The 16,302-nt window shown below is 28.6% G+C and carries 17 protein-coding genes; all 17 read right to left on the bottom strand.

All coding sequences use genetic code 11. The features are described from left to right. Positions 1 to 18 precede the first annotated feature (18 nt). Entirely contained in the window at positions 19 to 783 is a 765-nt protein-coding gene (gene pstB, locus ARA56_RS01440) for a phosphate ABC transporter ATP-binding protein PstB (RefSeq protein WP_055263211.1), read from the bottom strand. A 45-nt stretch (positions 784 to 828) separates the two neighbouring features. Then, positions 829 to 1,653: a phosphate ABC transporter permease PstA gene (gene pstA, locus ARA56_RS01435; protein ID WP_055263209.1), complete on the bottom strand. Its 825-nt coding sequence runs from the start codon at positions 1,651 to 1,653 to the stop codon at positions 829 to 831. A gap of 2 nt (positions 1,654 to 1,655) precedes the next feature. After that, the gene (gene pstC, locus ARA56_RS01430; protein WP_055263207.1) at positions 1,656 to 2,552 is read right to left on the bottom strand and encodes a phosphate ABC transporter permease subunit PstC; all 897 of its coding nucleotides are present in this window, start codon (positions 2,550 to 2,552) and stop codon (positions 1,656 to 1,658) included. Between the two features lie 89 nt (positions 2,553 to 2,641). Continuing rightward, on the bottom strand, positions 2,642 to 3,490 hold the full coding sequence (locus tag ARA56_RS01425; RefSeq protein ID WP_055263205.1) for a phosphate ABC transporter substrate-binding protein: 849 nt from the start codon (positions 3,488 to 3,490) through the stop codon (positions 2,642 to 2,644). 202 nt (positions 3,491 to 3,692) lie between these two features. Then, complete coding sequence (locus ARA56_RS01420) at positions 3,693 to 5,378, bottom strand: ATP-binding protein (protein ID WP_055263203.1); 1,686 nt, start codon at positions 5,376 to 5,378, stop codon at positions 3,693 to 3,695. Between the two features lie 3 nt (positions 5,379 to 5,381). Next, positions 5,382 to 6,080, bottom strand: coding sequence for a response regulator transcription factor (locus tag ARA56_RS01415; protein WP_055263201.1), 699 nt, complete (start codon positions 6,078 to 6,080; stop codon positions 5,382 to 5,384). A gap of 23 nt (positions 6,081 to 6,103) precedes the next feature. After that, positions 6,104 to 6,841, bottom strand: a complete 738-nt coding sequence (gene pgeF / locus ARA56_RS01410) for a peptidoglycan editing factor PgeF (RefSeq protein WP_055263199.1) — start codon at positions 6,839 to 6,841, stop codon at positions 6,104 to 6,106. 195 nt (positions 6,842 to 7,036) lie between these two features. After that, positions 7,037 to 7,489, bottom strand: a complete 453-nt coding sequence (gene nrdR, locus ARA56_RS01405) for a transcriptional regulator NrdR (protein ID WP_055263197.1) — start codon at positions 7,487 to 7,489, stop codon at positions 7,037 to 7,039. A 60-nt stretch (positions 7,490 to 7,549) separates the two neighbouring features. Next, on the bottom strand, positions 7,550 to 7,828 hold the full coding sequence (locus ARA56_RS01400) for a YlmC/YmxH family sporulation protein (protein ID WP_055263195.1): 279 nt from the start codon (positions 7,826 to 7,828) through the stop codon (positions 7,550 to 7,552). Between the two features lie 90 nt (positions 7,829 to 7,918). Continuing rightward, a complete protein-coding gene (gene sigG, locus ARA56_RS01395) occupies positions 7,919 to 8,692 on the bottom strand; it encodes an RNA polymerase sporulation sigma factor SigG (RefSeq protein ID WP_055263193.1) in 774 nt (257 codons plus the stop codon). Positions 8,693 to 8,772: 80 nt separating this feature from the next. Beyond that, on the bottom strand, positions 8,773 to 9,480 hold the full coding sequence (sigE, locus tag ARA56_RS01390; protein WP_055263191.1) for an RNA polymerase sporulation sigma factor SigE: 708 nt from the start codon (positions 9,478 to 9,480) through the stop codon (positions 8,773 to 8,775). A gap of 8 nt (positions 9,481 to 9,488) precedes the next feature. Next, entirely contained in the window at positions 9,489 to 10,292 is an 804-nt protein-coding gene (locus tag ARA56_RS01385) for a sigma-E processing peptidase SpoIIGA (RefSeq protein WP_055263189.1), read from the bottom strand. A 187-nt stretch (positions 10,293 to 10,479) separates the two neighbouring features. Continuing rightward, positions 10,480 to 11,604 (bottom strand): cell division protein FtsZ, encoded by a 1,125-nt coding sequence (gene ftsZ, locus ARA56_RS01380; RefSeq protein WP_055263187.1) that lies wholly within the window; start codon positions 11,602 to 11,604, stop codon positions 10,480 to 10,482. A 413-nt stretch (positions 11,605 to 12,017) separates the two neighbouring features. Further along, the gene (locus tag ARA56_RS01375; RefSeq protein ID WP_055263185.1) at positions 12,018 to 13,073 is read right to left on the bottom strand and encodes a type IV pilus twitching motility protein PilT; all 1,056 of its coding nucleotides are present in this window, start codon (positions 13,071 to 13,073) and stop codon (positions 12,018 to 12,020) included. Positions 13,074 to 13,174: 101 nt separating this feature from the next. Beyond that, complete coding sequence (gene sigK / locus ARA56_RS01370; RefSeq protein ID WP_055263183.1) at positions 13,175 to 13,870, bottom strand: RNA polymerase sporulation sigma factor SigK; 696 nt, start codon at positions 13,868 to 13,870, stop codon at positions 13,175 to 13,177. Between the two features lie 128 nt (positions 13,871 to 13,998). After that, positions 13,999 to 15,624 carry a penicillin-binding transpeptidase domain-containing protein gene (locus ARA56_RS01365; RefSeq protein WP_084758924.1) on the bottom strand — a complete coding sequence of 542 codons (1,626 nt, stop codon included), beginning with the start codon at positions 15,622 to 15,624 and terminating at the stop codon, positions 13,999 to 14,001. 55 nt (positions 15,625 to 15,679) lie between these two features. Beyond that, entirely contained in the window at positions 15,680 to 16,297 is a 618-nt protein-coding gene (udk, locus tag ARA56_RS01360; protein ID WP_055263181.1) for a uridine kinase, read from the bottom strand. Positions 16,298 to 16,302: the final 5 nt, after the last annotated feature.

Below are 16,302 nucleotides of genomic sequence, written 5' to 3'. Positions count from 1 at the left end.
CTCACTCCCTTTTAAATTTTAGCCGAATCTTCCTGATATATAATCCTCTGTTCTCTTATCTTGTGGTCTATAAAAAATATCTTCTGTTTTTCCATATTCTATAAGTTCACCGGATAAAAAGAATGCAGTTTTATCTGCAATTCTTCCTGCTTGTTGCATGTTATGTGTAACTATAACAACGGTATAATCTTTTTTTAGTTGATCCATTAGCTCTTCCATTTTATTTGTAGATATAGGGTCTAGAGCCGATGTGGGTTCATCCATTAATATTATTTCAGGTGATACTGCAATAGTTCTTGCAATACAAAGTCTTTGTTGTTGCCCACCTGATAAACCTAAAGCACCTTTTTTGAGTCTATCCTTAACTTCATCCCATAATGCAGCACCTTTTAAACTTTTTTCAACTATTTGGTCTAAAGTCTTTTTATCTTTAACCCCATGAACTCTCGGACCATATGCTATATTGTCATATATAGACATTGGAAATGGGTTCGGCTTTTGAAATACCATTCCTACTTTCTTTCTTAAATCTATTTCATTAAAATCTTTATATATATCTTTACCATCAACTAGAATTTCACCATCTATCTTCACTCCTGCAATAAGATCATTCATTCTATTTAAAGTTCTTAAAAAAGTCGATTTACCACATCCTGATGGTCCTATTAATGCTGTAACCTTGTTTTTTTCTATATCTATATTAATATTCTTCAGAGCTTGATTATCTCCATAAAACAAATCTAAATTTTTTACCTGAATTTCAGGCGTTATTATATTTGACATACTTACACCTCTTAAAATTGTATAATACTCACTATTTAAATTTAATTAATACTCAGCCTTATTTAACTTCTTACTTATTAACTTAGCTACAATATTTAATATTAAAATCATTACTATCAAAACTATTCCAGCAGCAGCTGCAGATGCAATATCACCTTTTTCTTTTGTTTCTAAAAAGGCATGAACTGTCAATGTTCTTCCGCTAGACATAATACTCTTCGGTATTTTATATACTGTACCTGCTGTTAAAAATAACGCAGCCGACTCTCCTATTACACGTCCCATTGATAATATTACTCCTGAAAGTATTCCTGGTGTTGCACTTGGGAGAATAACTTTATACAAAGTTTGAAACTTAGTAGCTCCAAGTCCTAAAGAAGGCTCTCTATATGATGATGGAACAACTTTCAATGCCTCCTCTGTAGTACGTATTATTACAGGTAATATAATTATAGATAAAGTTAATGAACCTGCAATAAGTGAATATCCAAAATTTAATGCAGCCACAAAAAATGCTGCTCCGAATAATCCATATACTATAGAGGGTATCCCTGCTAAAGCTTCTGTTGAGTACCTTATAATCTTTACCATCTTTCCTTGCTTAGCATATTCTTGTAAATATACCGCAGAAAGAACTCCTATAGGTGTAGCTATTGCAAGTGATAAAGCAACTGTATACAACGTAGATATAATAAATGGTTTTATTCCTCCACCACCAGAAGGTTTATATTCACTAAATAAATAATTAAAATTAATTATTTTATATCCTTTTATAAATATAAATCCAAGTATGAAAACTAATATGCTAACAGTTATTACAGCTGATAAATATAATAATACTTTTAAAATACTCTCTTTGAATTTTCTCATTTTTATTTACCTTCCTTACTAGAAAGTTTTGAAATAACTAAATTTAATATTAAAATAAATGCAAACAACACGACCCCAGTTGCAAATAATAATTCTTGATGTGCTTGTGATGCATATCCCATTTCCAACGCTATATTACTAGTAAGTGGTCTTACCTTATCAAAAATAGCTGTTGGTATTTGTACTGAATTACCTGCCACTAAAATTATAGCCATCGTCTCTCCAATAGCTCTTCCACTTCCAAGAACTATTGCTGCTAATATACCTGACTTTGCTGCAGGCACAACCACTTTAAAAGTGGTCTCTATATGTGAAGCTCCTAATGCTAACGAACCCTCTTTATAACTTTTAGGAACTGCTTTTATCGCAGTGGTTGAAACTGAAATTATTGTTGGTAACATCATTACAGCTAGTACAATAATTACTGCAAATAAACTTTGTCCTTGCGCTAAATTAAAAGTTCTTTGTATCCATGGAACAATTATTGCCAAACCAAATAATCCATATAACACAGATGGTATTCCAGCTAAAAGTTCAACTGCTGGAATCATAAATTTTGATACTCCTTTTGGTGCAACTTCAGCTATAAATATAGCTGTTAGTAATCCAATTGGAACCCCTATAATTAAAGCTCCTACAGTACCATATATTGAAGCAATTATCATCGGTAATATACCGTATTTAGGCACTTCTGATGTAGGGTACCAATCAGTACCAAATATAAATTCTATAAAAGATTTATCTCCTGTAACAAAAGGCTTTAATCCCTTCATAAATACGAATCCTATAATTAAAATTAAACTTACCACTGCAACAAGTGCACATATTAAGAATATCACTCTAGTAATCTTATCAACAATATATTTACTCGTATTACTCTTTATATTTCCCTCTACCATTTTAGTCCTCCTAATGGTAATAAATATCCTTGATTTTATGTAGTAAAAACGCCTCAAGCATTGAGGCATTCTTACTCAAATATTAATTATTATTCTAAAGTTATTAATTTGTTATCTTTAACAATTTGTTGACCTTCTGAACTTAAAACATATTCAATTAAAGCTGCTCCAGCTTCAGTTAAAGTATCTTTCTTAGTTACTAATAAGAAAGGTCTTGATAACTTATATTCTCCTGCCTTTACGTTATCTGGTGTTGCTTCAACATCATTTACTTTTAAAGCATTTACACTATCATCTATATATTCAAAAGAAGCAAATCCTATTGCATTTTCATTCCCTGCAACTGTAGTTTTAACAGCTCCACTTCCATCTGCAATTGAAGCATCTTTTATTAATTCCTCTGATTTATAACCAACTATTTCTTGGAAGGCATCTCTTGTTCCTGAGCCTTCTTCTCTACTTATAACAACTATTGGAGAATCAGATCCGCCTAACTCTTTCCAGTTAGTTATTGTTCCTGTATAAATTCCTTTAATTTGTTCTAAAGTTATGTTTTCTACTTTATTTGATGGATTTACTAGCAATGCAATACCATCATGAGCAATTACTGTTCCATCCACTTGTGAAGCTTCTTCACTCTTTAATTCCCTTGAAGACATTCCAATTTCTGAAACACCATTTATAACATCTTTAATCCCTGCACCTGAACCATTTTCTTGAACTTCTAATGTTATGCCTTCATTTGCAGCTTCATATCTTTCTTGAACTTTTAACATTAATGGCCCAACAGAAGTAGATCCCGAAATTGAAATAGTTGTTTGAGTTTCAGTTCCAGCATCTCCGCTTTGTCCATTATTTCCTCCACAACCTGTTAAAGTTGCTCCCATCATCATTACTACTAAAGCACCTACCATCAATTTTAACTTTTTACTCTTCATAAATTTTCCTCCAAATCCACTTCATTTAATTTGTTCGATTTATCAATTTATTACCTTACAATAACAATAATAATATCTTAACGTTAAAGGAATATTATGCTATTGTTAAAGAGTATTATAAGAATGTTAAGTTGCTGTTAATTGTAATAATATAAAAAAATTAAAAGAGTTTATTGGCGTGTAAAGCCATAAACTCTTTTAATTACTTTCTAATTTTAACTATAAACTTTGTACCTTCTCCTAATTCTGAATAAACATCTACTTCGCCATTAAATAGTTTTACAATATGTTTTACAATAGCGAGCCCTAATCCAGTACCTTTACTGGATCTTGATTTATCAACTCTGTAAAATCTTTCGAATATTCTCGGTAAATCTTCCTTTGGTATACCAACCCCATTATCTTCTACTTCCATTATAAGATAATTATTCTTTTCTAAAAGCTTAACTTTTACCTTCCCATTCTCTTTTGAATATTTCACTGCATTATCAATAAGATTCATACTTAACTGATAGAATTTATCTCTATTCCCACTTAAGTCCCCATTATATTCATCAACTAACTTAACTTCTATGCCTTTAGAGCTAGCTTCAGTACTTATTACATCTATAACCTCTTGTACTACATCCATCGGCTTAAATTTTTCCATTCTAGTTACTTTCATATTTTCAATATTAGATAAAATTAATATATCATTAATTAGTCTACTTAATCTATCAGCTTCTTTATTTATAATATCTAAAAATTTCTTTCTAGTTTTATTATCATCAACATACTTTAAAGTTTCTGAAAAACCTTTTATAGATGTTAATGGAGTTTTTAGTTCATGAGAAACATTTGCTACAAATTGACTTCTCATGTTCTCTAATCTTTTTATATCTGTTATATCAGCCAAAGTTATAACTATACCTATAGTATTTACATTACCATTAATTATAGGAGCTTTTTTCACCTTTAACTCTCTTTCAACTGGATGAAATAATTTTATTTCTTTAGAATCAATTTCTGGAATGTCTTTAACAAATTGCAAAAAATCATAATCTATAATACACTCTTCAATTTTCTCTCCTATTATTTCTCCTTTTAATCCAAATAAATTTTTTGCATAGTTATTTATAAGCATTATCTTTCCATAGTTATCAATTGCGATAACTCCACTATCCATACTTTCTAATATTGCTTCTAATTTGTTTTGTTTATCGTAAGAATCATTAATCTTAATCTGTAATTCATCTGCCATTTTGTTAAAACTTCTTGCTAAAGATCCAATTTCATCATCATTATATACCTTAGCTCTATTGTATAAGTCTCCATTCAAAATCTTAGCAGTAGCCTCTTCTAATTCCTTTATTGGGTATATTATAATCTTTGTTAATTTAACAGATAACCATAAAGCTAAAATAGCTACTATAATTATAATAAATATATAATATTTATAAGTTCCTGATAAAAATACCATTATTGCACTTGTTGGCACAGAACTTCTAACTACAGTATTTTCATCTATTTTGGTCGCGTAATATACTAGATTAACTGTAGAGGTACTACTATACCTTACGCTTGAACCCTCATTATTAATAAAAGCCTGATGAATCTCTTCTCTATCAATATGATTATCAGAAAGTGATCCCTTACTTTCTGAGTCATACAAAACATTACCTTGTCTATCTATTATAGTAAATCTAACTTGATTATTATCTATTCTAAATTTACTGAAATCAACATCATTCTCTTTAATTTCTTTAATAAATAACTCATTATATACAGATAAAATACCCTTAGTTCTATCTATCTCTTGTATATTTATTAATTCTTTAAATGCTAAACATACTAATACTAGAGAAAATATTACAGTTGCAAGAGATGAGATTATAATTCTCTTTTTCATATATTATAGATCTGGGTTAAATCTATACCCTACTCCTCTTATAGTCTCAATAAATTTAGGGTTTTTATCATCATCTTCTATTTTCTTTCTTAAATATCTAATATGAACATCTACTGTTCTAGTTTCCCCTATATATTCATAACCCCAAATCTTATCTAAAAGCATTTCTCTTCTTAAAATTTTACCTCTATTTTTAATTAACATTTCTAATAATTCAAACTCTTTCAATGTTAAATCTACTTTTTTACCCTTTATTCTTATTTCCCTTTTTTCAAAATTTGCAGATAAATCCCCGAACACCATAATATCGCTTTGTTCTTCTTTAGCACCTACTCTTCTTAATACAGCCTTTACTCTTGCCAAAAGTTCTCTTACTGAAAACGGCTTTGTTATATAATCATCCGCCCCTAACTCTAGTCCTAAAATTTTATCAAACTCTTCACTTTTAGCAGTAAGCATAATAATTGATATATTTTTCACTTCACTCTTTGTTCTTATCTCTTTACATACATCATACCCATCTTTTCCTGGAATCATCAAATCTAAAAGTATTAAATTAGGTCTTTCATTTATAGCTAAATTAACTGCATCTATTCCATTATTACATGTTATTACATCATATCCTGAAGATAACAAGTTATATTTTATAAGTTCTACAATATGTTCTTCATCATCTACTACTAATATTTTTTCATTAGCCATTAAGTATTCCCCCTGAACTTTTATTATTTCTTGTAAGCAAAAGTAAATAACCTTCCATACGTTCCAACACTTTTTCTATAAGAAAATAATTTTATGTCTTTTTCACAATAAGTACACAGATTAATTGTATAAATATTATCTTCTTTAATATTTATATTTCTTAAATCTTCTAAGATACAACGCTCCATACTAAGATTTCTACCTTTAAATAGCTCATTTTCATTTATTTTAGTCTTATTTAAAAAGCTTTCTTTTAACTCTTCAGATACCTCATAACAGCACTGTCTTATATGAGGTCCAATATAAACTTTAATATTCTCTATTTTAACATCATATTCTTGAATCATTTTTTCAATAGTCTTTTTTGTTATCGAGTTAAAAGTTCCCTTCCAACCACTATGAATCGCAGCTATGACACCTTCTCTTTCATCTACTAAAATTACCGGAACACAATCTGCTGTAAAGGCTCCAATAATAACTTTTTCTTCTTTTGTTATTATAGAATCCCCTTCATACTCTCTAAATTCTTCTGCATCACCTTCAAATACAAATACATTATCACTATGTATTTGATGAAGATACACAACTTCATTAACATTAAAATCTTCCTTTAATGAATTTATATTTTTTTGCCCTTCTTCAGTATTTCTATTAAAACTTCTAGAATCCTTAGCTGTTGAAAATACAACATCAACCTTCTCCCCTTCAATAACTAAAAAATCCTTAAAAACTTTTAAATTATTTATATTTATTTTTTTCATAAAAATCCTCACTTTTAATATACTTGTGCATATTTTAACATTTTTTATATTTGTTTTCTATTCAATTATATATTTTTTACTTAATTTTAACTTTAAGTAAAAATGATAATATAAATTTTAATTTATATATAATTATTATCTTTGCCATAAACAATATAAAAATAGACTTTCTAAATTGAGAAAGTCTATTTTTTATTATTTAGTCATTAAATTTTTTATTTCTTCTAAAAATGTATTTATATCTTTAAACTGTCTATATACAGAAGCAAATCTTACATATGATACTTCATCTATTTTTTTCAATCTTTCCATTATCATTTCACCAATCAACTTTGTCTCTACTTCTGTCAGCATTTTATTAGATATAGACTTTTCTATATCTTCAGCTATATCCTCAATTTGCCTTCTAGAAATAGGTCTTTTTTGACATGCAATAATTAGCCCATTGACGATTTTTTCTTTATTAAAGTTTTCTCTTGTTGAATCTCTTTTTATAACTAAAATTGGAATATCCTCAATTTTTTCATAAGTTGTATACCTTTTGCTACAGTTTGCACACTCTCTTCTTCTTCTAATAGTTGTATTATCATCTGTAGATCTAGAATCAACTACCTTGCTTTCGTCAAATCCACAAAAAGGGCACTTCATATTTATCAAACCTTTCTCATATGTACTTTACTATATTATATTATCTTTTAATAAAATTTGCTAGATTCTATTTTGCTCTAACTCCCTTTGAATATCACTTCCATCAATCAATAAAACATCAACACCTAATTTAATCACTTTTTCCCATGGCACTTCTATATCTTCTTCTTTTCCAAACCAACTTTTAGTAGGCGATGGTAATGTTAGTGATATAACTCTTTGCTCATTTACATCCACCCTAAAATCTTTAACATATCCTAGCTTAGAACCTGTAGATATATCGATAACCTCCATACTTCTTATAGCATTTGTTGAAAATAAAACTAAATCTTCATCCATAATTACCCCTCCTATTCTACTTAATTATTTATATGATTACTAATATAAATTTATTATAAAAATAGCGAAAAAATAGGACTCAAAAGAGTCCTAAATATATTTTCTCATATGTTTTAATGCAGTTTTTTCTAATCGTGAAACCTGAGCTTGAGAAATGCCTATTTCATCTGCAACTTCCATTTGAGTTCTTCCATTAAAAAACCTTAATGTTAAAATTAATTTTTCTCTATCATTTAACTTTTTCATAGCCTCTTTAATAGATATATTTTCTAACCAACTGTCATCACTATTCTTTGAATCACTAATTTGATCCATAACGTATATAGCATCACCACCGTCATGATAAATCGGTTCAAACAATGATACTGGATCTTGGATTGCATCAAGTGCAAAAACTACATCTTCTCTAGGGATATTAAGTTCCTTTGCAATTTGAGAAATAGTTGGTTCTTTATTATTATCTTTAACTAATCTATCTCTAACTAATAAAGCTTTATATGCTATATCCCTTAAAGATCTACTGACTCTTATAGCATTATTATCTCTAAGATACCTTCTAATTTCTCCTATTATCATCGGAACTGCATAAGTTGAAAACTTAACATTTTGTGATAGGTCAAAATTGTCTATAGCCTTCATAAGTCCTATGCATCCGACTTGGAATAAATCATCTACATTTTCGCCTCTATTATTAAATCTTTGTATAACACTTAATACTAACCTTAAATTTCCTTTAATAAATGTTTCCCTAGCAGTTTTATCGCCTTCTCTCATCTTTAGAAGGAGTTCCCTCTTTTCTTTTTCTTTAAGTACTGGTAACTTCGAAGTATTTACTCCACAAATTTCAACCTTGTTAATGATCAAAATCTTCAACTCCTCTTTAAGAAATAACATACTGCATTTTTAATTATTTCCGATAGAGGTATCTTTTATACTAAGACAAACTATATCATTTTATTGATTTCTTTTTTTAATCTATTTATAATCTTCTTTTCTAGTCTAGAAATATATGACTGAGATATTCCAAGCATATCAGCTACTTCCTTCTGTGTCTTCTCTCTATAACCATCTAATCCAAATCTTAATTTTACAATTTCTTTTTCTCTTTCATTTAAATTTTTTAAAGCTAAAAATAATAATTGTTTATCAACCTCATCTTCAATTAAGTTGTAAACAGTATCATTTTCAGTTCCTAAAATATCTGATAACAATAATTCATTTCCATCCCAATCTATATTCAGAGGTTCATAAAATGATACTTCAGCTTTCACTTTACTGTTTCTTCTCAAGTACATAAGTATTTCATTTTCAATACATCTTGAAGCATATGTTGCTAATTTTATTTTTTTATCAGGATTAAAAGTATTAACTGCTTTTATTAATCCTATAGTTCCAACTGATATCAAATCTTCTACACCTACACCTGTATTTTCAAATTTTCTTGCTATGTAGACTACAAGTCGCAAGTTTCTCTCAATTAATATATCTCTTATTTCACTCCCACCGGTCATTAATTTTTCAACTAATTCTTCCTCTTCATCTTTCTTTAATGGTGGTGGTAATGCATCGTTTCCACCTACATAAAATACTTTTTTAGCAAATAAATTAAACTTAGATAAAATTTTATTTAATAGTAAAATTATTTTTCTCATACTTCCTCCTATATAACCCCTCTTGATAATAACGCTTGATAATCATTGTCTTTACTTAAAACCATTGGACTCTTGCAAATTATTGCATCAATTCTTTGCCACTCATCATTTAAACTGTTCCTTATCATTATCTTATCGCCCTTAATTCCTTCAAGTTGTCCACATTCTGTTATCGTATTATAATTTATTATATATTTATCATTTTCTTTAATATCAATTTCTTTTAAATACCTATCCTCAATTATTATACACGGTAAATTACTTACTACTTCTCTAAGTTCATTTCCAGTATCTAAAAATGCTTTTAAAATTAATATATTTCCACCAATATTAATATATATATCATATATAAAATTATTAATTGTAGCTCTATCTTTCAAGTAGTCATTAATCCTTACTAAAACTATATAAAATACCATAATAGATAATAGTATCCACTTAATAGAATAGTTGTTAATACTAAAGCCTTCTCCTAATACATAAGTATTTTGCATCATTACAAGTCCAAAACATAAACCACATAACATAAAAGAATTAATGAAAAACACTATAGTTCCTTTAATTATATTTGTAATTCTTCTTGGTCTTATAACCATTGCAATCATCAACATAGCAACTAATATTTTGAATACTAAAGATGATAACATTTTAATATCTATAAACAACACTAGGGTATATATGGCTCCTATTATTGCCGCTAGATAAATATTAATATTTCTATATTGATATTTTAATAACTTGGTAGTAATCAATAATAAAAATAAGTTTATTATAAAATTTTCTACAACTATAACATCTACATAAATTTCCATACCACCCCTCCTCATTTAATAAAATTATACTTCTAAGTTAATTATTTTTTTGTCATAATTAAGTTCAAATATTAATTTTTTAGTCTAATTTTTTTTACAATAAAGCACATTATTTTTATTACATAAAAATAAAAAGCTACCAAAACTTAATTTGATAGCTTTTAAACACTTCATTTTATTTATTATATTATCTTCTTGATCTTAAGAAACTTGGTATATTAACACTTTCTCTGTCAATATCTAATAATGGATCCACCTTTGAAACGACTTCTTCTTTAACAACTTCCTCTACTTTTTGAGTAATTGGTGTTTTTATTTCCATTTTTGGCTCGCTAGCTTTTAATGATGATTTAGCATTATCATCCTCAAAACCTGTTGCAATTACAGTTAATCTTATTTCATCATTTAAAGTTTCATCAATAACTGCCCCGAATATAATATTTGCATCCATATCTGCAGCTTCTCTAACAATTTCAGCAGCTTCATAAACTTCTATAGCTCCTAAATCAACTCCACCTGTAAAGTTAATTATTACGCCAGTAGCCCCATCAATTGATGTTTCTAATAATGGTGATGATATTGCTTGTCTTACTGCATCTTGAGCCTTATTATCTCCTTTACCATATCCAACACCCATATGAGCTAACCCTTTATTCTTCATTACAGTTTCAATATCTGCAAAGTCAGCATTTACCACACCAGGAATTGTTATTAAGTCAGAAATAGCTTGTACCCCTTGTCTTAATACATCATCTGCTAATCTAAATGAATCTAATAATGTTGTTTTCTTATCTGCCATAGCTAATAACTTTTCATTAGGTATTATAACTAATGTATCAACTTTTTGCATTAAGTTTTCTATTCCCATTTCAGCATGTCTCATTCTTCTTTTACCTTCAAATGGGAACGGTTTAGTAACAACTCCAACAGTAAGTATATCCATAGACTTAGCTATTTCTGCAACCACAGGGGCAGCACCTGTTCCTGTTCCTCCGCCCATACCAGCAGTTATAAATACCATATTAGCGCCTTTAATCGCTTCAGCAATTTCTTCTCTACTTTCTTCAGCAGCTTTTTTACCTATTTCAGGATTAGCTCCAGCACCTAATCCTTTTGTTAACTTTTCTCCAATTTGGATTTTAGTATTAGCATGAGATAACAATAATGCTTGTTTATCTGTATTAACAGCAATAAATTCTACATTTCTTAATCCTTCAAGTACCATTCTATTGACAGCATTACCTCCGCCGCCACCGCAACCTATGACCTTTATATTAGTTAATTCTTGCATATCTAATTCAAAATCTAACAAAACAATTCCTCCTTTAAAAATCTCTATTAGTAAAGTTTAAATAATTCCATAAAAATACTCAACAGCATAAGTTAAATTATACCTATATTAACTTTAAAAACTTATCCTATTATAATTTTACATCATTTTATATACATTTAACAATAGAAAAAATATATTTATTGAAGAATTTTGTAGGTTTTAGCAGACTTTAAGTATATCTTACCAATTTAACAAAAAACTCCACGAAAATTACTATAAACTATTCTTTAATTAAATACATTAAGTAGTTCTAAAATACAATTTAAATGAATATATTTTTCTACTCAATTAATTTATTCAACATACATTATTTATTTCCTTTATATTTTTTCAAAAAATTTCAAAAAAATAAAGGAGGAACAACTCCCTCCTAATATTTTACTTTTTAAATTTTAAATTATCATAAGCCTTTTTAACGTTTCTCTATCAACTGCGTAACTAATAGCTGACTCCGATGTTATTTCACCTCTTTTATATAAATCTGCTAAAGCCATATCCATTGTTTTCATTCCGTATTTACTTCCTGTTTGAACCGCAGATTCAATTTGATGAGTCTTTCCTTCTCTTATAAGGTTTTGAATACCCGGAGTAGTAACCATAACTTCTAAAGCTGCAGTTCTTCCACTTCCATCAGCCTTCTCTATAAGTTGCTGAGATACTACTGCTTGCAGAACTGACGCCAATTGAACTTTAACTTGTTGTTGTTGATATGGAGGAAATACATCTATTATTCTATCAATAGTCTTTGCTGATCCTATTGTATGAAGCGTTGAAAGAACTAAATGTCCAGTCTCAGCTGCTGTGATAGCAATAGAAATAGTTTCAAGATCTCTCATCTCACCTACTAAAATAACATCTGGATCTTCTCTTAATATCGCTTTAAGAGCATTTTTATAGCTTTTGCTATCCTTTCCAATCTCTCTTTGATTAATTATACAAGATTTATGTTTGTGTAAGTACTCAATAGGATCTTCTAAAGTTATTATATGTCCTTGTCTTGATGAATTTATTTCATTTATCATAGCTGCTAAAGTTGTGCTTTTACCACTTCCTGTTGGTCCTGTAACTAAAATCAATCCTCTTTGTTTATTTGAAATATCTTTTAATACCGATGGATATTTAAGTTCATCAAGAGTCGGTATTTTCAAAGCTATTACTCTTATTGCTATCGCATCACTATTTCTTTGTTTAAATATATTGGCTCTAAATCTTCCTACTCCAGTTAAAGAATAGGATATATCATATTCTCCAATCTCCAGGTATTCTTCGTATTTCTCTTCTAATATCTCTCTTGCAAATTTCTCTATATCTTCAGGCAATAAATTTTCATTACCTATTTTAATTAACTTACCATTTTTTCTTACAGTAGGAGGTACTGCTACAGTTAAGTGTAAATCTGAAGCTCCCAACTCTAATGTATTAACTAATAGTTCTTTTAAAAAATACATATAACTCCCCCTTATAGGCTTAAAATATCTAGCCGTTATATATATTCTATAAAATATATGGTAATAATTCAATGTATTTTAATTTTTTATAATATTTTGTATTATTTAGTTGATAATTCTTTTTTTAACTTCTTTAAAGCTTTTTTCTCAATTCTAGATACATAAGATCGTGAAATTCCCAAATCTCCAGCTATCTCTCTTTGAGTTCTACATCTTCCATCAATCAATCCATATCTCATTTTTAAAATTTCTGATTCCCTATCGGTTAATACTGTACTCATTTTAGTATATAAAGCTTTTATCTGTAAATTAACTTCTACTTTATCAAGAACAGAGTCTTTATCACTACTTAAAACATCTATTAAACATATTTCATTTCCTTCTTTATCCACTCCAATAGGGTCTTGTAATGATGTTTCACTATTCTGCTTTTTATTATTTCTAAATAGCATTAAAATTTCATTTTCTATGCATCTAGAAGCATATGTAGCTAATCTTGTCCCTTTTGATGCATCAAAAGAATCTATAGCTTTAATTAGACCCACTGTTCCAATAGAAATTAATTCATCAATATCTTTGTTTGGAAAAGAATATTTTTTTACTATATGAGCTACAAGTCTCAAGTTTCTTTCTATAAGAATGCTCTTTGCTCTTTTGTCCCCTTCTTTCAACAACTCTAAATACTTCTCCTCTTCCTTTTCGTCCAAAGGCTTTGGAAATGTATTATTTCCCGAAATATATCCAGTTAAAAGAATATTGTTAGAAAAGAATTCCATAATATTAGAAAATAATATCACTCCATTTTCCTCCTAGCAGTGCTTATTATATAATATGATGTTTTCTAAAAATATTGCTTCATTTAATTTTAAATTTTATGAATAAATAATAGACGGCTTAAATAAGCCGTCTATTATACTATTTTTATTTAATTATTTGAATTCAGAGAATTAATTATTTGCCTAAAGATTGGAGCTCCAGTATTACCTCCACCAAGTTCTCTTCCATCTGGATGACTATCTCCAATATTAGGTGCAACTACGAGCAAAGTATATTTTTTACCATCCATTTCAAAGTATCCAGCAAACCAACCATGATTAGTTTTTCCACCTTCACCTGTAGAAGTACCAGTTTTTCCACCTTGTTTTATTCCTTCTACCTTAGCTTCATAACCAGTACCTTTCCAAATTACATTTGTCATACTATCCTGAACTATTTTTGCTGTTGTCTCACTAAATACTCTATTTCCTTCAATATCAATATGCTCAACCTCATTATCATCATTATCTATAATTGAATCTATAATTGTTGGTTTAATATAAATACCATCATTTACAACCGCATTTATAGCTCCAGCTATTTGCAATGGAGTAACTGTTACACATTGTCCTATTGAAAAATTACTTATTCCATCTTCATAAGTGGCTTTAATCCCTGCTGCTTCTTCTTTGTTTTCACCTGAAAGACCTAATACCTTTTGATATAAGCCTAACTTTTCAGTGTATTTTATCATATTTTCATAGCCTGCTAATTCTCCAACCTTAGCAAATATATCATTACAAGATACTTGTAATGCTTCATCTACTGTTAAAGTTCCATGTGCATATGGTTCACCTAGCTTAGTACAAATTTTACCTTCACAAGTAAACGTACTTGACGAAGAAATCTTTCCTAAATCTAAACCTATAGCTTCTGTTAATACTTTAAATATTGAACCTGGTTCATATCCTATGGTGCCTATTCCCAAGTTTACATTTGCTTTACTTTCATCCTTTTGTACCATAGCTCTAATTTTTCCTGTTTCACTCTCTAATAAAACAACACCTATATTATCTAAAAAACTATAAGAATCATCTAGAATTACTTTTCTTATTTTTTCTTCCCACTCTTTATTTATTGTAAGTTTTAAGTTTTTATTATTTTCTCCATAATTTAATACACTTTCAGTGTAATTTGCTTTTTGATCTAAATTAAAGCTAATTGAAGGATATTCATTATTCTCAACTATATCTAATATTTCTCGTTGAAATGATCCTTCCACTGCATTATCTTCAGTAATATTAGATATAAAATTTTCTATTCTCCACCCCTCATCACGATCTATCATATCATAAACATATAAATATATACCCTTAATATTATCTAACTTTTTAATTTTATTATATGTCTCTTCGGTTATTTCATCATAATAAGTTTTACCATTTAAAGCTATTATATCTGAATAATTAAAATCAGGATCCTCTGATTTCATAATAAAATTTAATGCTAATAAATCTTCTAGTGTTTCTTCATAATTATTAAGTTGAAAAGGCTTAGAATCAATTACTAAAACATATTTTTTCTTATATCTTAATAAATCTTTTCCATTTGTATCTAAAATTCTATAATTAAGTTCTGCTAATGTTTCTATCTGGTGATTTTGTAACTCCCCTTGAACTTGGGTAGATGGTCGTACTTGAAGAAAATATAATCGTACTGATAATAAAATTAGTACTGATGCATATATAATCAAAATAAAAATTATTCTTCTCTTATCTATAACATGTTTATACAAAAATAAAACACCTCCCTTTGAATAAATTCTATCCAAAAAAAGGTGTTTTATACAATTACTTCAATATATCCTTGATTTTAGTCATAAGAAGGTCTATAGCTACATAATTATGTCCACCTTCTGGAACTATGATATCTGCATATCTTTTACTTGGTTCAGTAAACTGCATATGCATAGGTCTAACCATAGTTAAATATTGATCTATAACTGACTCAACAGTTCTTCCTCTTTCATTTATATCTCTAACAAGTCTTCTTAATATTCTTATATCAGCATCAGTATCTACATATACTTTTATGTCTAATAAATCTCTTATTCTCTCATCTTCTAAGATAAGAATTCCTTCAACAAGTATAATATCTCTTGGAGCTATTGTTGTAGTTTCTTTTGCTCTATTATGTACAGTAAAGTCATAACTTGGTTTTTCAATAGAATCACCATTTATAAGTGACTTTAAATGCTCAACTAATAAATCATTGTCAAAAGCCATTGGATGGTCATAATTTGTTTTAACTCTTTCCTCCATTGATAAATGACTTTGGTCTTTATAATACATATCTTGTTGTATCATCGCTATACAATCTTCTGAAAAAGTAGAATATAACGCGTCAGCTATAGTACTTTTTCCGGATCCTGTTCCCCCAGTAATCCCTATTAACACAGGTCTTCTCATTAATA

Origin of the sequence: Clostridium disporicum (assembly GCF_001405015.1) — a bacterium.
Classification (GTDB): domain Bacteria; phylum Bacillota; class Clostridia; order Clostridiales; family Clostridiaceae; genus Clostridium; species Clostridium disporicum_B.
The sequence above is the reverse complement of the archived record's forward strand: the minus strand, read 5'-3'. Positions and strand labels throughout refer to the sequence as shown.